This window comes from Streptomyces sp. NPDC008313, assembly GCF_042956125.1.
Lineage (GTDB): Bacteria > Actinomycetota > Actinomycetes > Streptomycetales > Streptomycetaceae > Streptomyces.
On record NZ_JBIBFR010000022.1, the window covers coordinates 16,859 to 37,100 of the forward strand.

Genomic DNA, 20,242 nt, shown 5'->3' on the forward strand with positions numbered 1-20,242 from the left:
CTGCTGAGATCGGGTGACATCCGAGTCGTTCCCGAGGGTCAGCTCGAGCCGGCAGGATCGGCCTTCACCGACCGAGACCCGACATACGTTTCTGAGGCGCGACAGTATTGGACAACGTAAGCCCCTCCTCCCCCGGCGTTTCGGCGCGCATGTCCCGCCAGGCCAGCAAGGACACGGGCGCCGAACTGGCTGTTCGGCGTCTGCTGCACGCGGCTGGCCTGCGCTATCGCGTGGAGCACCCGGTGCCGGGCATGGCGCGGCGTCGCATCGATGTGGCCTTCACCCGAGCCAAGGTCGCAGTCCTGATCGACGGCTGCTTCTGGCACGGGTGTCCGGAGCACGCCACGCAGCCGAAAGCCAATGCGGAGTGGTGGCGCAGGAAGTTGGAACGGAACATGGCCCGCGACCGGGAGACGACGGAGCATCTGACCGCTGCGGGGTGGACGGTGCTGCGTTTCTGGGAGCACGAGGACCCGAAGGCGGTGTCCGAGCAGGTGAAGGCAGTTGTGGACCGGCGCCTACGGGAACGGGCGGGGAAGGGGGAGGCGTGGGGGGACTGACCTTCGTGGACGTCTGCTCCGGGGCGGGTGGACTCGCACTCGGCCTGGAGCAAGCCGGATTCGAACCGCGCCTGCTCCTGGACGACGACGATGACGCCGTCACGACCTTGCGGGCCAACAGGCCGCACTGGAACGTGCTCCGTATTGACCTGCTCGACTTCGACCCGGCCGAGCACACCGAGAGTCACGACGTGGATCTCCTCTCGGCTGGATTGCCGCGGGTGAAGTCGAGTGCGACCGCCCGACGAACCGAATCAGGCGCGGAGGAGCGTTTGTTGGAGGCCACGATCCTCCTGGCCCACGCCATCAGGCCTCGAGCGGTGATCATCGAGAACGTTCCCGACCTCGCCCACTCGGACAGGTACCAGCGCTTCCGTGAATTCGCGCGTGCCGAACTGGCGCACCTGGGATACGAATTCAGTTGGTTCGTCGTGAACGCCGTCGACTTCGGGGTGCCGCAGAATCGCAAGCAGGGCGTCCTGGTGGCCGTCGAACGGCGATGGGCCGAGGCCGTTCGACCGCCGACGCCCACGGTGCTGCGACCTCAGACGGTCGGCGCCGTCCTGGGACCGTCCATGGCAGCACGGGGTTGGCCTGACGCCGCTCGGTGGGCCGCCCAGGCCGACCAGCCGGCTCCGACGCTGGTCGGGGGCTCGAAGAACCGAGGTGGCGCCGACCTGGGACCGACCGGAGCCAAGCGGAAGTGGGCGACCATGGGCGTCAACGCCCACACGGTGGGCAACGAGGTGCCCGGCCCCGATTTCGTGTGGGACCCTCGGCTCGGCAGGGACAACATGGTGAAAATCACAGTCGAGCAGGCAGCGCTCCTTCAGGGGTTCCCCGGGTCTTGGGAGGTCACGGGGCTGAAGACCGCCCGGTACCGCCAGATCGGACACGCGACACCGCCGCCCGTCGGCCAGGCGCTGGGTCGGGCCGTCGCCGAAGCTCTGAGCGGGGAGCCGGTGGCCCCCGCTGCCGGCTAGACTTCCGCCACATGACCAGCACGCCGCCCCACCAGTCCATCCTCGACAAGCCGTCTGTCCTGGACCTCTTCGCAGGGCCCGGCGGGCTGGACGTCGCTGGTCACAAGCTGGGTGTCCCGAGTCTCGGGATCGAGTGGGACAGGAGCGCGTGCCTGACGCGCTACGCGGCCGGCCTGGACACCCTCCACGCCGACGTGAGCGCGGTCCGCAGGGAGTCCTTCGAGTCGCTCCCGCCGGAGATCAACGTGCTCGCCGGCGGACCGCCGTGCCAGACGTACTCGGTGGCGGGACACGGGGCGGGGCGCAAGGCACTGGAGGAAGTCAAGGACTTCATCAAGCGGCTCATGGCGGGTTGTCCCGACAAGGAGATCGACGAGGAGCTGAAGAAACTCAGTGATCCGCGCACCGCGCTGGTCCTCGAACCTCTCCGGTACGCGATCCAGGCGACCAGGAGCCCCAACCGGGGGCATCGGCCGTACGACGTCATCGTCCTGGAGCAGGTACCCGCGGTCGTGGAGGTCTGGCGGCACTACGCCAAGGCGCTGCGGGACACAGGCCTTCCCGACGGAACGACGTACGAGGTCGACTTCGGAGTCCTCGCCACCGAGACCTACGGTGTGCCGCAGACCCGGTCCCGAGCGGTGCTGATCGCCCGTCGTAAAGGGCTGGGTGAGCCCACCCTGCCCGAGAAAACCCACCGCGCCTACGAGGCCAGGGAGTGGAATCGCAGGAGCAGCGGCATCTCGGCCCGGACCCAGGCGACCTTCGACGAGGTCTTCGCCCAGGAACTCCCGTCCCAGCCCTCGAAGGACGGCGAACCGGAGCACTGGCTGTCGATGCGTGATGTTCTCGCCGAAAGGGTGGGCACACATCCGGGCCGCAAGAGGCCCTTCCTGGTTCGGTCGAACTACGGCAGCTCCGGAAACCCTGGACGCCGCGGCGTGCGGACCGACCAGCAGCCCGCCGCCACCGTCACCGGCCGCATCTCCCGCTTCGTGGTCTTCGAGCACCTCGACGATCACACCGACGTCGTCTGCGAGGGACCGCGGTTCAGCATGAACGAGGCGGGGATGCTGCAGAGCTTCCCGCCGGACTACCCGTGGTCCGGTACGGCGCAGGCCCAGCAGGTGGGCAACGCCGTGCCGCCTCTCTTCGGAGCGCATCTCCTGAGCGCGGCGCTCGGCCTGCCCGCGCCGCGCCCGGAGGCGATGCGGGAGCCGTGGGTGCCGGCCACGGAGGAGCGGCGGGCCAAGCTTCGGAGCCACGGCTGCGGGACGGCGGACGACTGCACTGCCCGCTGCCCCCGCCCCGAGTAGCTCGACGCCGCGTATCAGGCCTCGCTCTTCCGGCCCCTGACCGGGGCGGTCTCGAACAGCTCGGTGAAGTAGTCGGTGAGCGCCGTCACGGATTCCTCCGGAGCGGGGTCCTCGTCGGGCCCCTCCGGGAGGACGTGGCGCGAGACCGGTGGGGCTGTCTGCGCCTCCTCGATCCAGTCCCGCAGACGGGCGGGATCCCTGGGCTCGTCCGGTGCGAGGATGTCGTAGATCAAGGTTGCTCCGGCCGCGTTGATCGCGACGCTCAGGCCGTTGACCTCCCGTCCGGTGGTGACCTTTCCGTTCTGCAGAAGGCGCACCAAGGTCTGGGCTGTAGGGCGGTGGTCGATCAAGTCGTTCCGGAGCACGGTGTGGATGAGGTCCTGATTGCCGCAGGCGACCTCGACCGACCCGTAGTCCGGCCCGTTTCGGAAGAGTTCAGCCGCCCACCACAGGCGGGAGAAACACTGCCGGTCGGCAGGACCCTGGAATCGCGCCGCAGCCACGCGTCGAGACGGCTCCGACAGATGACGCCACACGACGTAGTCAGGGGCGACAGCCAACGCCAAGTGGTTCCACAGTCTTCTGTCCGCCGCTTCCTGCCGAGTGAGACGCAGCGTGGCGTGGAGCCGTGGCGCGAGCCAGGCATCGGCCCGGGTGCGCTCCTCGTCGAAGGCGAACATGACGTCGTCCACCAAGCTGCGGATCTGCTCGACCCCCCACCTGGCGTCGTCCTCGGGCAGCGGCTCGACGACCTTGACGAGGTCGATGCCGCTGTGGACCTCCTCGCCTATGAGCAGGCCCTCGGTGAGGAAAGGATCGGCAGCCGAGTTGGAGAGCAACGCCAGGCGCTCCGGCACGTGGTGAGGTTGGGTGATCACGTCTCGCTCTCCCTGTTAGTCCGTTCCAGGCTGCGGATCATGAAGCCCACCGCCTTGGCGGCGTCGGCACGCCGGACCGCCGCGTAATGGATGCGTGTCTGCAGCTCGCCCCAGCCCGAGTCACCGGTGCGTCGGCGGTGGACCTGGCGCAGGGCCTCCTCGACGTGCACGCCGGGGACGACGTCCGGGAGCATCTCCCGCAACACCTCTCCCTGCCAGTCGGTCGGGAAGACCGGACCACCGCCGGGTTCCACCTCCAGGTCTCCGATGGCGCCGTGGAACACCGCCGTCCACACGTCCGTGGCCATCTGGGCGACGAGGAGGTCACGTACCTTGCTGTCCACGCCGGCCCCGTTGCTGTCCAACAGTCCGACGATGCCGTCGATGTCGGTGTTGACGAACACCGTGGGAACCCGTGCCGTGGTGTCCACGAGCCAGGGTGCGTCGGCGTAGGCGCGCAGCCATTCCCTGGAACTCTTGCTGAACGACGCCTTCTGGACCTCCAGTCGCAGCCCTCTGACCGGCTCGTCGGAGACGGTGTCGACGACCCAGTTCCGGTCGGTCTCGGCGATCGACCGTCCCCGTACTCCGTCGATCGTCCCGACGGCGTACGCGCTGACGGACGCGCGCCTCACGTGGTCGTCGCGCAGCACCTCCAGAGAGCCCGACCAGTCGCGGCTGTTCTCGGCGTCCCGTGTGAGGGTCGTCGAGGTGCGGACGTTGGTCTCCCCGTCGGTCAACACGGCGAGCACACGCAGATCGGTCCAGGCCGCATCCGGCGCGTCGGCGCCGGGCGGCAGTGTCGCCGAGAGACCGATCGTGGCGCTCACCCAGTCCGCGTGCCCCGCGACGCCGAGAGCGACGGCCTGTTCCTGAGTCGAGTAGGCGCTGGTGTCCAGCGGATCACGGGTGCCGTCGGCGAGCTTGAGGGAGACCGACGTCACCCTGAGCGTGATCGGGCGGCTGAGTCGCTTGTACGGGTAGATCTTCACGCGTCACGCCTCCTTGCCGGCACGCAGTTCGACAACGAGACGGGTGAGCGTGGTCCTCACAGGGTGACTGGAGACGTCGGTGGCTCCTCGGAACTTCGCACGGCGCGTGCCGGGCGGGAAGCGCAGGATCCCGTTCTCCACCTCACAGCCCTCCACGGCGACGAGCTCCGCCCAGTCGAGGCGCGGGCGTCCCCCGGAACGGACGTCCAACTGGGCGACGGGCACCATCGGGACGATCTCGTCACCGCGCGGGATCTTCACCTCGGCCTCGATCAGCCACTCCCCCTGGTCGCCGATCGTCGCGTCGAGCGCGTCCAGCACCGGCACCACAGGACCGGAGGGCACCTTGGCCTTGGGCCGGCTCTTGACGGTCAGCGCCTTGCGCAACGCCTCGCCACCTTCACCCCTGCCACGCTTCGGTCGGGTGACGAGTTCCCTGACCGCGCTGTTGACCTCGGTGGTCAAATTCTGGATCCGTCGATACGCGGAAGGGGACCAGCGCAGGGTCAGCTCCTCCGTCTGTCCCCAGCGGTCGTGCTCAGGCGGTTCCGCCGCACGCAGGAACTCCTCGGCGTCGTTCGCGAAGGGTGCCGACGCACCGGCGGCCTCGCCGACCAGGACGACAGCCTGGAAGGGGTTGGTTCCGAGCGGCAGGTTCGGGACCGTGGCCTTCCTGACCGTCATGCGATTCCCTCGCAGCGAGTGCACCTGGTTCACGGGGGTGTCCTGGTCGCCCGCCGCCTCGGTGACCAGCAGGACCGCTTGGTGAGTGCCGAGCGTCGCCCCTCTGGCGCCGCCGGTCAGTGGCAGCTTCAGCGGAACGTTTCTGGAGGCCACCTGGCCTGACTCCGTGAGCCGGTCCACCGTGGTGCCCTCGTAATGGGCCCGCAGGGCGCGGGTGCGGGAGGGCTGCTCGACGGACGGGTCCACCTTCGTCTCGGCCACGACCTCCTCGCCGTTGCGCAGAGCGCGGACCGAGGCCTCCAGCAGCGGGAGTCGGCCGCCTCCGCCGACCATGGCCGCCCAGAAGTCACGGCCCAGCGCCTCGACCAGGCGGCCGTGCATCCTCTCGATGCCTCGTGTGTCCTCGGGGCCTTCTTCGTCGCGCTGCCTGCCGTCCTGGTCCGACGACTCCCCCTCGAGGCTGGCCACGTCGTGCGCGCCCACGATGAGGAAGGACGTGCCGGGCTCGTCGTTCTCCCGGCCCAGATGGAGGCGGTCCACGGTCTCCTCGTCCGCCCACCAGGAACGCGCGACCTCGGCGCCCGGTGTGTCGGGGTCGGGGCGCCCGAACCATGCGGGGCCCGCGTAGGCGCGCCCGTCGACCTCCCGCCAGGGCAGTTCGAGACGGCCGATCACTCGTCGCTCGGTACGCCCCTCATGAGGTACGGACAGGGTGGAGTTGATGAGCACGAGCCCCAGAGCGCTGGTGGCCCACAACGTGGCCTTGCCCAGCCCGTACGAACCACCGGCGGCCGGGCCGGACTTCAGGCTCTCGAGCTGCCGCCGGACGACGGCTGCGAACTTGCCGTCCGCGTAGTCGTCGCCGATGAGCCCGGAAGCGTTGTAGTCGTCGACCCTCAGCAGGACCAGACGGCCCCTCTCGTACATGTCGCGCACACCGGCATCGACGACCCGGCCCACCTTCTGGTTGGCGGCGACCTCCGAGACGGCGGAGTAGTGGGGGAAGAGGTCGTTCCAGAGGATCGCCTCGCGGAAGTCGTCCAGGTGTTCACCGGTCAACTCGTGCAGGGTGTAACGGACGCGCACCGGGCGGCCGTTCTCCGCCAGGCGCTCGTCGAGGCTGTTCTGACACGTTTCGCGCGCGAGGACCTGGACGTCGGCGTCGAAGGCGAAGGCGGCGGCGTTGCCCATGTCACGGCCGCCGTCGGGATAGCCGGGACGGTGGTACCACGTGACCGGAAGGCCGGCTTGGGTGTCGGTGGTGCGGGTGTGCACCGTGCCGACGTCCGTACCGAGAGCGTTGGCGATGTCCGTCATGACGGTCGGGCGGGGGGTCGACCGCCCGGCGATCCACGCGGAGACGGCGGCTCGGGTCAATCCGAGCTCCTTGGCCAGTTCGGCCTGCGTCTTCCCCGCGAGCTTGAGCTGCCGGGCCAACCACGGCCCGAACTCCTCACCTGTCTCCACGCGCCACCTGCTCTTCCTCGGGTCGTGAGGGGAGGCTAATTTGACGATCGCGATCATGTCAACCAATGGTTAACTGGACAGGCCTTCCCGGTAGGTAGGTTCACCTGCCTGAATCGCCCGATCTGACGGCTTCGGCCGGACGTCCTGCCACCCGGTGCCGTAACTACGGCCAGCTGAACGTCAGTTGGGGTTGTCACCACCGCAAAGCTCCGCTACCTTCGCCATGTTGGAAAATCCAACTCGCTCGCGAACCTGAAATCCAGGGGGTCGGGCGACCGGGGGAGAAGTGCGTCCGTACGCGATGAACACCCGCACGGAGAAACGTTTTTGGGAAAATGCTGGCGACCCGGGTGATCTACCCGCTAGCGTGATCGGCGGGGATTGATTCCGCAGCGAGAATCTCGCTTCATGGGGGTGTGTCCCGATGGCACCGCCGTGCGGCTACAAAAAATGCATCGACTAGGGGTGGGGCTCCTTGAACGAGGACGATTGTCTGCCATTAATGCTTTCCCAGCGGGAATGCAGCGCGATTGACATGGATATTCGGACGGCTGCGAGCAAGGCCGATGTGGTGGTTGTCCTGTATCGGCACCAGCTGTCCGAAGACGATTTCGTCGCTGCCTTCCCCCGCCTGGCGAAGGCAGCTCAGGAGCTGCCTGACGAGAGTCCTCCCGTCGTCTGACTCCGTGCACATCAACCCGCGCAAGACCTGCACGCACGGCATCGGCCAGTCGCCGATCCACCCATGCGCGACGAATCACGGGCCGGCTCGCTCGCAGTCGGCGAGCCGGCCCGTGACCCAGCCTTTCCATTCACCTTTGACATCAGGAGCAGCAGTCGTGCCGTCCTCGTCCTCAGCGGTGATCGAAACCGTTCTCGAACAATCCTCTCGAGTCCTGCAGACGTATGCCGTGGACCCCGGCCTCGTCGCCGAGCACGCCAATGGCGAACGCCGTATCACGCAGGGCGGGTACGGCGACCGTCAGCTTTTCGAGCTCGTGCAGAATGCGGCCGACGAAATCGCGAACGAACCCGGCGGACGCGTCCATGTAGCCCTCACGGAAACCCATCTGTACTGCGCCAACGAGGGAAGCCCGGTCACCCCCGAAGGGGCGGAGACCATCCTTCGCATGAGTATGTCGAAGAAGCGTGGCGGACAGATCGGCAGGTTCGGGGTCGGTGTGAAGTCGGTCCTCGTGGTGACCGACGCTCCGGAATTCTTCAGCCGCACCGGGAGTTTCGGATTCGACCGCGTCTGGTCCTACGAGCAGATCAAGGCCGTGCCCGGTGTGACGGAGCGCTACGGCCCGGAGTTCGACGCCCCCGTCCTGCGGATGGCCCGTCCTCTCGACATGCCGGCCGAACGCGCCTCCGATCCCGTCCTGGACAAGCTGTTGTCCTGGGCGACCACGGTCGTCCGCCTCCCGCTGCTCCCGAAGGCCGACGACCGGCTGGGCAAGGACATGCACGGCAATCGCAGCAAGGACCACGGTGAGCCCCGCGAGGAGTTCCCGGTCGGGTTCCAACTCTTCTCCCCGCACGTCGCCGAGGTCGTACTGGAGGACCACCGCCCCAGGCCCCTGGCGCGCCGGACACTCAGTGCCCAGCAGTCCGGTGACCTGCACACCGTGGCCGAGGAACGCACGGGGAAGGCCCTCTCCACGGAGCGCTGGCGCGTGTTCACCACCACGCACGAGCCCGGCCCCGCGGCCCGCGCGGACGCCGGAGAGCTGCACGACCGGGTCGCCCTCGACCTGTCCTGGGCCGTCCCCGCCCTGGAACGAGACGCTGAGAGCGGCCTGTACATCAGCCCTCGGTCTCGCGGTCGCGGCACGTTCTGGTCCTTCTTCCCCACCAAGTACGAGATGTCCCTGAGCGGCATTCTCAACGGGGCGTGGAAGACCAACGAGGATCGACAGAACCTGCTCGACTCCTCCCCGTTCAACCAGGAGATGATCCGGGTGTCGGCGAAGCTGGTCGTCGACTCCCTCCCCGGGCTGGCCCCGGCCGAGGACCCGGCCGCCCACCTCCCCCTGCTTCCCGGCCGTGTCAAGGAGTCGATCAGCTGGGCCGACGAGTTCCTGACCCGGGAGATCTGGGCCCGCACCGCCACGAGCCCCTCGCTGCCCGACCAGGACGGTGTCCTGCGCGCTCCGCGGCAATTGCGCGTCCACCCACGGCTGGACAAGGACCTGAAGCAGCTGACGCGGTGGCTGCGGATGTGGCACGAGTGCCCCGGACGGCCTTCGAACTGGCTGCACCCGAGCGTCGAGGCCGACTCCCTGCGCTCCGGCAAGGTCGAGCACATCCTCACCGCCGCCGGACACGAGCGAGCCGGGGTCCGCGACTGGCTGGAGGCTCTCGTCGCGAACGGCACCGCCGAGGCGTCAGGGGTGGCCGTCCGCATCCTGGCCGACATGATCGAGAAGCGCTCCCCCTACATCGAGGAGGCTCGCAAGGCCCGCGTCGTGCTGACCGAGGAGCACGGGTTGGTCGCCCCGGTCCCCGGCAAGGTCTTCCGTCGGGCCGAGCACCAGGACGGGCTGCGCGAGTCCACGGTGTACGTGATCGACGAGCTCGCCCAGGACCCGTCGCTGGCACACGCGCTCAACGTCCTCGGAATCCGCGAGGCCGACGTCGAGGGGCGGTTCGTCAGCGTCCTCGACCAGGGCGTCGACCATTACGGCGAGTCGGACTGGGAGCGATTCTGGGAACTGTTCCGCCAGGCCGGCGTGCGTCGAGTGGCCCACAAGGTCCTGGAGCGCGTGCCCGATCCGCACACGACGCTCCGGGTACGAACCGTCGACAAGCGCTTCCGGTCGGTCGCGGACTGCATGCTGCCAGGTGCCGTGGTCGACAGTGAGCGCGACCCGAGCGTCGCCGTCGACATGGCGTTCCACTCCGACGACACGTCCTTCTTCTCCCTGATCGGTCTGCGGGAGCGGCCTGCCGGCGGTGTGCAACCGCAGCCCCACGAGGCCTGGTTCGAGGAGTACCGGGCTGCCGTCCACGCTTCCTATCTGCGTACTCTGGACAGCCGTGCCCCCCGTCCCGCGCTGAACAGGATGAAGGTGGAGGGCGCCGCGATCGGTGGTCCTCTCCATCTCTTCCGCTCCCTGTCCGAGGAGTCCCGCGCCGCCTTCCTGAAGGCGCTGCCCGACGACGCCGTGGTGGACAACTGGACCCGTCAGTTCGGCGCCCAGACCGGCACCCGCCAAGCGGTGATGTCCCCGATCCGGTGGATGCTGCGCAAACACGGAAGGGTCGCCACCTCCCAGGGGATCAAGCCGCTGACAGAGGCCGTCGGCCCTCAGCTCGCCGCCTACCGTGATGTGCTGCCGGTCGCCGACATCTCCCCCGAGAAGGCCCGCAAGCTGCGGCTGCCGATCACGGTCGAGGAGGTTCCCGCCGACCGCTGGGACGCGCTCCTCGACGAGGTGGCCCGCAGCGAGGACGACGCCTTCGTCGGCGCCACCTACGTGATGTTGACCAGGTTCGGGGCGGACTTCCCCGAGGACTCCCTCACCCGCTGCCGGATCGGGGACAGCTGGGGGACTCGCCCCGACGACGAGATCACCCTCGCCGTCGGCGCCGCACAGTACCGGGCCCTGCGCGCCGAGCAGCTGCCCGCCCTGCTCGTGCCGACCGTCGAGGACGCCGAGCTGATGGTCGAGAAGTGGGGCATGCTCCGCTACGCCGACGTGATCAGTCGTGAGACCCGCGAGGTGCCCGAGGGCGACCCTGTCCTCCTCGTCGAGCTGTTCCCCGCCCTGCGGCAGCGCCTGAACAGCGGCAACCGGAACAGCAAGGTGCAGCGGTGCACGGAGCTGGAGGAGGTCACGCGTACCCCCAACGGCACGCACGCCTCTCCCCTGGACTCCGTGCGCCAGGACAACACGGTCAAGGTCCGTGTGCCGCGGGAGCCCGAGCCCATGCTGCGGCTGATCGACCGCGAACTCGGCCTGGGCCTGGGTGCGGACGGCTGCCGCGCGGTGCTGGAGCACCAGGACCGCATGGCCAAGGACAGCGCTCTGAAGGCGGCGCAGAAGGCCGTGCGCGACACCGAGGACGTTGTGGCCAAGCTCGAGCTGCTGATCGGCGCGGACGCGCTCAGGGCAGGCCTGCCCGAAGGGCTGATGGACGCCGAGCTGCAGGCGACCGGCGGCGTGGAGCCGTCCGGCCGTCGCATCGCGCAGATGGCGTTCAACGCGCACGGCGACGGGGTGCTCCAGCAGCATGCCCGGGACATCCAGGCGCGCTTCCCCAACGCCCCGGTGGGGTACGGGGGTTCCTCGGCCGCCGTCGCGTTCGTATCCGACCTGCGCCTGCCTGTGACATTCGCCGGTTCCAGGACCCCCTCACCGCCTCCCTTCGAGACCATCGAGGGTCCCCGGGACTTCCCCAGGCTCCACGCCTACCAGGAGGACCTGGTCCGGAACATCTCCACCCTGCTCGACCGGCTCGCCCCGCAGCGCGGCATGCTGTCCCTGCCCACCGGTGCCGGCAAGACACGGGTCACCGCCGAGGCCGTGATCCGGTGGGTGAAGCGGGTCGGCGATCTCAAGGGCCCCCTGCTGTGGATCGCGCAGACCGAGGAACTGTGCGAACAGGCCGTCCAAAGCTGGAAGTTCGTATGGAACAAGGTCGGCGCCGAACGACCGCTGACCATCAGCCGCCTGTGGAGCAGCAACGAGGTCGGCAACGTCGTCGATCACCCCCACCTGGTGGTCGCCACGGACGCCAAACTGGAGCGGTGCCTGGGCACTGACCAGTACGCGTGGTTGCGCGAGCCCGCGCTGGTGATCGTGGACGAGGCACACACCGCCATCTCCAAGCGGTACACGGAGATCCTCAGCCAGTTGGGTCTGACCCAGTACGAGACGCGTCGGCATCTGCTCGGCCTGACCGCCACCCCGTTCCGCAACACCAACGAGGACGAGACCCGCCGGCTGATCACCCGTTTCGGCAACCGGCGTCTCGACGAGGGGGTGTTCCCGTCAGGAGACCCGTACCGCGACCTGCAGGAATGGGGCATGCTCGCCCAGGTCGAGCACCGCACGCTCACGGGTGGTCGGATCGAACTGAGCCAGGACGAGAAGACCCACGCCGATCGCATGGCGATGCTGTCCCGTGCCGCCGAGCAACGGCTGGCAGACGACCACGAGCGGAGTCTGCGCATCGTCGAGTCGGTGGCCGCGCTGCCGCCGGACTGGCCGACGTTGCTCTTCGCCACCTCGGTCGACCACGCCAAGTATCTGGCAGCCATGCTCAACGACCGAGGTGTGCGGTCCGCCGCCGTGGATTCGACCACCAGCGCCCAGGACCGTCGGACGCGGATCGAGAATTTCCGGAACGGCCGCATCCGTGTGCTCACCAACTACGGTGTGCTCACCCAGGGGTTCGACGCGCCCGCGACCCGGGCCGTGGTCGTGGCACGACCCGTCTACAGCACCAACGTGTACCAGCAGATGATCGGTCGCGGCCTGCGTGGCACCAGGAACGGCGGCAAGGACACCTGCCTGATCCTGAACGTCGACGACAACATCGCCAACTTCGAGACCGCGCTGGCCTTCACCCAGTTCGAGCACCTCTGGAGCCGTACGTGACCGACGTCTATCTCGACAGTCCGAAGCTCACCACCGAGCAGCAGGCCGTCGTCGAGCAGCCCTGGGACGCAAGGGTCCTGGTCACCGCGGGGGCCGGCGCGGGGAAGACGCACACGCTGGTGCGTCGGCTGGACGCCCTGTGCGGGCACGAGGACCCGGACGAGTCGCTGGAGGCCGCCGACATCCTGGTGCTCACCTTCTCCCGGGCGGCCGCTCGCGAGTTGCGCGAGCGCATCACCCGGCACGGGGACCGGGCGCGCCGGGTGCGCGCCCAGACCTTCGACGCATGGGCGTACGGAGTGCTCGTCCAGGCGTACCCCGACCGGGACTGGGCCACGACGTCCTTCGACGAGCGGATCAAGGCCGCGTCGGAAGCCGTCGAGGAGGGCGCGCTCGAGTCCGGTGACTCGGTCCCGCCGTCCCATGTGGTGATCGACGAGGTGCAGGACCTGCTGGGCGATCGTCGGGAGCTGGTGGAGTCCCTGCTCGACCGCTACCAGGACAGTTGCGGTTTCACCGTGGTCGGTGACGCGGCCCAGTCCGTGTACGGCTTCCAGATCGAGGACCCGGCCGAACGCAACGACGAGACCGGCCGGTTCTTCGAGTGGTTGCGCAGCTCGTACCCCGACGACCTGGTGGAGTTGCGCCTCACCGAGAACTTCCGTGCCGTCACCCCGGAGGCACGCATCGCGCTGTCACACGGTCCTCGGCTCCAGCGGGTCCGCGGCACGGACGAGGCCGCCGCGCTCTACGAGGAGCTGCGTGACCTCCTTGTGGACCCGGTGAACACACTGGCCGATCTCACCGACGAGTACACGCTTCAGGGTCTGCGGGACCTCGACGACACCTGCGCCATCCTGACCCGCGACAACCGGCAGGCCCTTGTGGTCTCCCGACTGCTCCACGAGGCAGGCATCGGACACCGGCTGCGCCGCCCGCTCGAGGAGCGGCCGGTGCCCTACTGGGTGGCCGAGTTGTTGCGTCGTACCGAGGCGACCGGCCTGCCCGAGGACCGGTTCCGCTCGCTGCTGGAACAGATCCCGTTGCCCCACAAGCCGAACGCGGGAGCCTTGTGGGCGGTGCTGCGACGCGCGACCCGCTCGCCCGGACGCACCGCGCTCGATCTGGACAGGCTGCGCCGCCTGGTCGCCGACGGGCGTTTCCCCGACGAAGCGGCCGACCCGGAGACGGCGCGGATCGTCGTCTCCACCGTGCACCGGGCCAAGGGTCTGGAGTTCGACCAGGTGATCGTCCTGACCCCGCCGACCGTCGCCGAGCTCCGCAAGCAGTACGGCACCGAGGCGGATCTTCCCGCTGAGGCCCGCGCCTTGTATGTGGCGATGACCCGCGCGCGACAGGACCTGTACCACGTCCGTTCCCCCGAGCTGCCGATCATCAAGAGGGCGGGGAACCGCAGGACCGGTCGGCGGTTCGTCGGCGGGTGGCGGTCGTACGACAGGTTCGGCGTGGTGGCCGAGGCCGGCGACGTGTGCCGGGACAACCCACCCGGTCACGCGACCGACGCCGCGGCGACCCAGGCCTACCTCCTGCACGAAGTCGGCCCCGGCCAGGAAGTGCTGTTGCGCAAGCGACACGATCTTCCGATGGGCGAGAACCAGAGCCCGCCGTACGCCCTCGTGCACCGAGGACGGGAGGTGGGCGAGGCGTCGGAGCGGTTCCGGCAGGAGCTGTTCCGGGTGCAGAAGGTGAGCCGGACGTGGGATCCGTGGTGGCCCGACGAGATCCGCGGCCTGCGGATCGACACCTTGGAGACGGTGACGGGCAGCGTCGCGGCCGGCGCCAACGCCGGCCTGGGCGACCGAGGTGTGTGGACCGTGCCGCGGATCACCGGCATCGGCATTTTTCGACGGGCTGACGACGCAGAGGAGCAGGGCGCATGACGCACGCGGCAGGTCGGCACTCCGAGCACTATCGGGTGCGGGACGAGGAACTCCTCGTGGGACTGCGCAGGGAACTCTTCGGCCCCGCCGAGGACGCGGCACCGGAGGACCGGAGCGAGGTCCTCGCTCAGGACGTGCCGATCGACCGCTACCTGACCGGCGTGCTGTACCCGCGCGCCTCACGTGAGCGGAGGGTCGAGAACGCCGCCGAGCAGGACGGTCTGGACGCCGCGCCCGTTCTCGCCCGGGAGGACGCCGAGGAGTCCGGTGCCGCGCAGGAATCCGGTGTCTCGGGCGACAAGCGCCCGTCCACCATGGGCCTGACCTTCGCGGTTCGCCCGGACATAAGCGACACGATCGTGGTCTCGACGCGCGCGGCGGTCTACGAGCCCACCGACGCGGACGGCAATCCGGTCCCGGCCCGCCGCGCCGAGGCCCGGACCGTCGCGGAGCAGCGGGAGCGATGGCAGCGCAAGGAGCTTCAGCTCCCCGAGAAGAGCATCGACGTGACCGCTCCCACCCCGGGCGAGCTGGTCCAGCTCGTGCCCGAGAAGGTCGCTCTGCACGTCATCGTCCGCCGCCTCGATCCGATCAGCCGCACGGTCACCGTCACGGTCACGTTGATCAACACGCAGAAGGTCGGTGAGCGCGACCTCCAGGACGCCTTCGCCCTGTTCCAGTGCGGCCTGGTGGTCTGGGCCGGCGACGGCTCCAGCGCCTTCGTCGAGCGCCCCGCCCCGGGCGCCGCCCGTGATCCGGAGATCGCCACGAGTCGGCTGCTGCACCGCCATGCCCCGACCTTCGCCGTCGGCCACGGCTGTGCCGCGGCCTGGGACTGGGTTCCGTCGCCGATCGGCGTGGCCGACAGCGTCCAGGCCGCCGTCCCCGAGGTGCGCAGCGAGTTCGTACCCAGCGTGGAGGTGCTGCTGACGGACTCCAATCCGGAGATCGACAGTTCGTCATTGTCGATGCTCGGGCTCACCGAGAAGCCCGACACCGAGGTCCTGGCCGCCCTGGAGGCACTGGCGACGGGGTACGCGGACTGGATCGCCCGTAAGGCGGCCGAAGCCGAGTCTCTGGCGGGCGGCCCCCACGGACAGCCCGCGCGGGTCCAGGTGGACGCCTGCCGCGAGGCGCTCGGCCGGATCCGCGAGGGCATCGAGTTGCTGCGGACCAAGCCCGACCTGATGCGTGCGTTCCGGCTCGCCAACCGCGCCATGGCCGACCAACGTGCCCGCAGTGCCTGGGTGAAGGGTGGACGCATCGGGGATCCCGATCCGTCCGCCGGTCGCTGGCGCCCCTTCCAGATCGCCTTCCTTCTGCTCTGCATGGCCGGAATCGACGACCCGGAGCACGACGATCGACAGATCTCCGACCTGCTCTGGTTCCCGACCGGTGGTGGCAAGACGGAGGCCTACCTCGGGTTGATCGCCCTGACCTCCTTCCTGCGCCGCATCCGCAAGGGGGCACACGGCGGCGGCGTCACCGTCCTCATGCGCTACACGCTGCGGCTCCTCACTCTCCAGCAGTTCGAACGTGCGGCGATCCTGCTCTGCGCCATGGAACACATGAGGCGCGACACGCCCGAACTGGGCGACGAGCCGTTCTCCGTCGGCATGTGGGTGGGACGCTCGGCCACCCCCAACACACTGGCTGAGGCCGACGCCAGGCTCGGCGAGCTGCGCGCCGACCTCGACAAGAGTCTCGCCACCGAGAACCCCGTCCAGTTGCACGCCTGCCCTTGGTGCGGGACCCGGCTCGACGCCCGGGACTACGAGGTCGACGAGGACGCCAAGCGGATGCACGTCCGCTGCCCCGGCGCGGACTGCGACTTCTCCGGCGGTCTGCCCGTCCACCTGATCGACGAGGCGGTCTACGACGCACGCCCGACGCTGGTGATCGCCACCGTCGACAAGTTCGCCTCGATGCCGTGGCGTCCCGCGACCTCCGCACTGTTCAACCTGGACGACCCGGGCGACGGCACTCCTCCCCCGGAACTGATCGTCCAGGACGAGCTCCACCTGATCTCCGGCCCGCTGGGCACCCTCACCGGCCTCTACGAGACGGCCGTGGACGCGCTGGCCGATCGCCCGAAGGTGATCGCCTCCACCGCCACCATCCGGCGCGCCGCCGAGCAGGGCCGCCACCTCTTCGCCCGCGATGTACGGCAGTTCCCGCCCGCCGGCCTGGACTCTCGCGACTCGTGGTTCGCCGTGGAGACCCCGCGTGAGGAGAAGGCGAGCCGTCGCTACGTCGGCCTCCTGGCTCCCGGCACCAGTCAGTCCACGCTGTTGATCCGTACGTACGCCACGTTGCTGCACCGGGCCATGCACGCGGACACCGACGACAAGGTGCGCGACGCGTACTGGAGCATCGTCGGCTACTTCAACAGCCTGCGGCTGCTCTCGGCGGCCGAACTGCAGGTCCACGACGACGTCGTGGCCTATCTGGAGCTGCTCGCCGATCGTGAGGGCGTGGCCGTGCGCTCGGTGGCCAACTATTCGGAGCTGACCAGCCGGATCGACGCCAGCGAGATTCCCACACGCCTCAAGGGCATCGAGAAGAGGCTCCCGGACGAGGACACCGTGGACGTCCTGCTCGCCACGAACATGATCGCGGTGGGCGTGGACGTGGACCGGCTCGGGTTGATGGCCGTGATGGGCCAACCGCAGACGACCGCCGAGTACATCCAGGCCACGAGCCGCGTCGGCCGCGCACATCCCGGCCTGGTCACCGTCATGCTCAACTCGGTCCGAGCCCGCGACCGTTCCCACTACGAGAACTTCCAGCACTATCACTCGGCCCTCTACCGGGAGGTCGAGTCCACCTCCGTGACCCCGTTCTCCGCCCGCGCGCGTGAACGGGGACTGCACGCGGTGATCGTCGCCCTCGCCCGCATCCTGATCCCGGCCGCCCGCCCCAACGAGGGCGCCGGTCAGGTGGAGTCCTACGAGCACATCCTGCGGAGCCGCATCAGGCCCCTCCTCCTGGACCGCGTCCGCGCGGTCACTCCCTCGGAGACCGAAGCAGTGGAGCAGGGCTTCGACGAATTCGTCGATTGGTGGTGCCAGGAGGCCGACAATCACAGTGCGTTGCTCTTCGAGCCGAAGCGGGGCAGCCGTGCCCCTTCGATCCTGAAGTCGTACGACGACGAATCCGAGGACCGAGGGGCGTGGCCCACCCTGTGGAGCCTGCGCGACGTCGACGCCGAGTCCGCCCTTTTCATGGAGGGAAACCGATGACCCCGCCCCCCGCCCGCCGCCGTCGAACCGCGGCGAACGGCACGGCTCCGGCCCACAATCTGCCCCGCCGCGGCACGGTCCGCCGGGCCCAGGCGATCAGCACGTACGGCGTCGGGTCGCTCATCGCCGTCGACCACGAGTCCTTCGTGGTATCGGGTTTGGACGAGGCCGACCGCAGCTGGCGGAGCGACGAGTCGCCCGTCGTCCACGAGCGACGGCTGGCCCGCCTGCTCGACGTCGACTTCTTCAGGCTGCCACCGGCCTCCGACGACACGAGCAAGGACGGCCTTCGCGTTCGTCGCTTCCCCCTGATGCACTCGTGTCCGGAGTGCAACGACCTGCAGCCCCACCGCGACTTCTCTCCCCCGGCCGGTCGAAGCGTCTGTGGCACGTGCGAGGTGGACCTCGTCCCCTCCCGTTTCGTCGTCGCCTGCGAGGCGGGGCACCTCGACGAGTTCCCCTACTGGCAGTGGGTGCACCGCTCGCCCGACCGTGACTCCACACGGTTCGGAAAGTGCGGCGGCAAGTTGAGGATGCGCACGACCGGACGCACCTCCTCGCTCCGCTCCATCGTCGTCTCCTGCACCTGCGGTCAGGTGCCGGAGGTCTCGATGGAAGGTTGCTTCCGCAGGAACGCGCTCAAAGACCTCCGTCTCACCTGCCGGGGCGCTCGCCCCTGGCTCGGCACCTCCGCCATGGACCCGGCGGGGTGCGGGCTCCCCATGCGCACGCTGCAGCGCGGCTCCTCGTCGGTCTGGCAGCCGGTGCTGAAGTCGGCGCTCTCGATCCCCCCGTGGAGCAGCGGCCGTACGGATCCGCTCGCGGAGCACTGGGCGAAGCTGAGGAAGTACGACGACGCTGCGCGTATCGAGGGTTATCTCGATGCCGTTTTCGGCGACAAGGAGTGGCCCCTCCCCCTGGAAGAGATCATGGCCCTGCTCGACGCCGAACGCGAGGAGGACCCGGAGGACGACAAAGCGCCCAGCTTCGACCACCGCTACCGCGCCCTTCGCAACAAGGAGTACGAGCGCCTGCGCTCGGGCAACGACGAGAGCGAGCAGTCCCGCGACGAGCAGTTCGTCTGCGAGTCGCCGCTCGGTGATCCGCGCGTGCTCCAGCCACTCGGGATCACCGGACCGATGCTCGTGAAGAAGCTTCGCGAGGTACGCGCCCTGAAGGCGTTCACCCGCCTCGTCGACGCGGAGTCGACGACCGATGCGAAGGAGATGCCGCTCTCCGCACAGCCCCTGCGCTGGCTGCCCGCCATGGAGGTCCAGGGCGAAGGAGTCTTCCTGCGCCTGGAGGAGAGCCGTCTGGACGCCTGGGAGAAGGAGCCGGCCGTGGCGGCGCGGGTCGAGCGCATGCGTACCGCCCACCAGCGGATGCTCGAACAGCGGGCCGACGACCCGAGCCAGGCCGTGGCCTCCCCGGCGACGCCTCGCATGGTGCTGCTGCACACCTTGGCTCATGTCCTCATCAACGAGTTGAGCCTGGACGCGGGCTACCCGTCCGCATCGTTGCGTGAGCGTCTGTACGCCGCCGACGACATGGCCGGCGTCCTCGTCTACACGGCGACGAGCGACTCGGCGGGCAGTCTCGGCGGTCTCGTCGCGCAGGGCGAACCGGAGCTTCTCGACCGCACGGTGCGTTCGGCGGTGGGCCGGGCCACATGGTGCTCCTCCGACCCGCTCTGCATGGAGACCGAGGCGTCCGGCACCGTCGGGACGAACCTCGCCGCCTGCCACGCCTGCGTGATGCTCCCGGAAACGAGCTGTGAACACAACAACATCCTTCTGGACCGCGCACTCCTGGTGGGGACACCCGAAGATCCGTCACTGGGCTTCTTCGGGCATGCCTTGCCCCTTGACGCCTCCCCCTGACGGATCACGAGCGGACGTCGAACACCTCGCCCTCGAAACGCATCTGGGCTCTGTCCAGTACGTCGTCCGCGTCACGGCCGTGTGCCCGGAACCAGTGGAGGAGGTCGGCGATCACGAAGATCGCCGCCTCCTCCCCCTCGGCGATGTCGAGCCTGCCCAGACGTGATCCGCTGTCCGGCCCCGGAGCACCGTAGAGGCCGATCACCGCCTCGGCCCGGGACATCCTGGTACCGCCGTCACTTCCTCTCGTCACCGAGAGGCCCGTCGCGAGTTCACACCAGGTCACCTTGCGATCGGCGAGCAGTCGGACGCCCCACCGGTCCGTGACGGCGTCGACGAGCGTCATTCCCCGGCCTCCTTCCGCCTCGACGTCCGCCGGGACAAGGATGGGCAGGGCACGGGTGTCGGGGTCGTGCACCTCGATACGAAGGACGTCTCCACTCGTCAGGACAGCGAGCCTGGCGGGTGTTCCGACGCCGACATGGGTGATGACGTTCGCCACGAGTTCACTCACGCAGAGCTGTGCCTCGTCCACGAGGTTCCGCAGCCCCGATGCTTCGAGATGGTTCCGCACCCTGCGTCGCAAGGCCCCCACCTCCTCCTTCGAGGCCGTGAACTCCACGACCCACGGCATGGGCGCCATGCACGTACTTGGGATCACTGCCCGACCCTCCGTCGCTCGCCGTTCCGTGCGGATGCCGAAGGCCCCCAAAAGGCCACCACCGGTCCCACA

At 69.0% G+C, this 20,242-nt stretch carries 12 protein-coding genes; 8 read left to right on the forward strand and 4 right to left on the reverse strand.

What is annotated here, in order from left to right:
- The first annotated feature begins 107 nt into the window (after positions 1-107).
- Genes ACFY93_RS26210 through ACFY93_RS26220 form a run of 3 tightly spaced genes read left to right on the forward strand, consistent with a single transcriptional unit; the run spans position 108 to position 2,859 of the window.
- A complete protein-coding gene (locus ACFY93_RS26210) occupies positions 108-560 on the forward strand; it encodes a DNA mismatch endonuclease Vsr (protein WP_391363397.1) in 453 nt (150 codons plus the stop codon).
- Positions 548-1,543 (forward strand): DNA cytosine methyltransferase, encoded by a 996-nt coding sequence (locus ACFY93_RS26215; RefSeq protein ID WP_391363399.1) that lies wholly within the window; start codon positions 548-550, stop codon positions 1,541-1,543. The genes ACFY93_RS26210 and ACFY93_RS26215 overlap by 13 nt, the downstream gene beginning before the upstream one ends.
- 11 nt (positions 1,544-1,554) lie before the next feature.
- The gene (locus ACFY93_RS26220; protein WP_391363401.1) at positions 1,555-2,859 is read left to right on the forward strand and encodes a DNA cytosine methyltransferase; all 1,305 of its coding nucleotides are present in this window, start codon (positions 1,555-1,557) and stop codon (positions 2,857-2,859) included.
- 14 nt (positions 2,860-2,873) lie between these two features.
- Here ACFY93_RS26220 and ACFY93_RS26225 read toward each other — a convergent pair whose 3' ends face one another.
- From ACFY93_RS26225 to ACFY93_RS26235, 3 genes are read right to left on the reverse strand one after another with little or no spacing between them, the layout of a single operon-like run.
- Positions 2,874-3,737 (reverse strand): DUF6339 family protein, encoded by an 864-nt coding sequence (locus tag ACFY93_RS26225; RefSeq protein ID WP_391363403.1) that lies wholly within the window; start codon positions 3,735-3,737, stop codon positions 2,874-2,876.
- Complete coding sequence (locus ACFY93_RS26230) at positions 3,734-4,729, reverse strand: hypothetical protein (RefSeq protein ID WP_391363405.1); 996 nt, start codon at positions 4,727-4,729, stop codon at positions 3,734-3,736. Before ACFY93_RS26230 ends, ACFY93_RS26225 begins: the two co-directional genes overlap by 4 nt.
- 3 nt (positions 4,730-4,732) lie before the next feature.
- Positions 4,733-6,880: a helix-turn-helix domain-containing protein gene (locus tag ACFY93_RS26235; protein ID WP_391363407.1), complete on the reverse strand. Its 2,148-nt coding sequence runs from the start codon at positions 6,878-6,880 to the stop codon at positions 4,733-4,735.
- A 475-nt stretch (positions 6,881-7,355) separates the two neighbouring features.
- Between ACFY93_RS26235 and ACFY93_RS26240 the strand changes: the two genes are divergently transcribed.
- The 5 genes from ACFY93_RS26240 to drmB all read left to right on the forward strand — a co-directional run bounded on the left by ACFY93_RS26240 (position 7,356) and on the right by drmB (position 19,509).
- Entirely contained in the window at positions 7,356-7,562 is a 207-nt protein-coding gene (locus tag ACFY93_RS26240; RefSeq protein WP_391363408.1) for a hypothetical protein, read from the forward strand.
- Positions 7,563-7,719: 157 nt separating this feature from the next.
- A complete protein-coding gene (locus ACFY93_RS26245; protein WP_391363410.1) occupies positions 7,720-12,486 on the forward strand; it encodes a sacsin N-terminal ATP-binding-like domain-containing protein in 4,767 nt (1,588 codons plus the stop codon).
- The gene (locus ACFY93_RS26250) at positions 12,483-14,387 is read left to right on the forward strand and encodes a UvrD-helicase domain-containing protein (RefSeq protein WP_391363412.1); all 1,905 of its coding nucleotides are present in this window, start codon (positions 12,483-12,485) and stop codon (positions 14,385-14,387) included. Before ACFY93_RS26245 ends, ACFY93_RS26250 begins: the two co-directional genes overlap by 4 nt.
- Positions 14,384-17,629 carry a helicase-related protein gene (locus tag ACFY93_RS26255; RefSeq protein ID WP_391363413.1) on the forward strand — a complete coding sequence of 1,082 codons (3,246 nt, stop codon included), beginning with the start codon at positions 14,384-14,386 and terminating at the stop codon, positions 17,627-17,629. The genes ACFY93_RS26250 and ACFY93_RS26255 overlap by 4 nt, the downstream gene beginning before the upstream one ends.
- Positions 17,626-19,509, forward strand: coding sequence for a DrmB family protein (gene drmB, locus ACFY93_RS26260; protein WP_391363414.1), 1,884 nt, complete (start codon positions 17,626-17,628; stop codon positions 19,507-19,509). The genes ACFY93_RS26255 and drmB overlap by 4 nt, the downstream gene beginning before the upstream one ends.
- A gap of 4 nt (positions 19,510-19,513) precedes the next feature.
- On the opposite strand, the gene ACFY93_RS26265 is transcribed toward drmB, so the two are convergent.
- Positions 19,514-20,152 carry an ATP-binding protein gene (locus ACFY93_RS26265; RefSeq protein WP_391363416.1) on the reverse strand — a complete coding sequence of 213 codons (639 nt, stop codon included), beginning with the start codon at positions 20,150-20,152 and terminating at the stop codon, positions 19,514-19,516.
- Positions 20,153-20,242 lie beyond the last annotated feature (90 nt).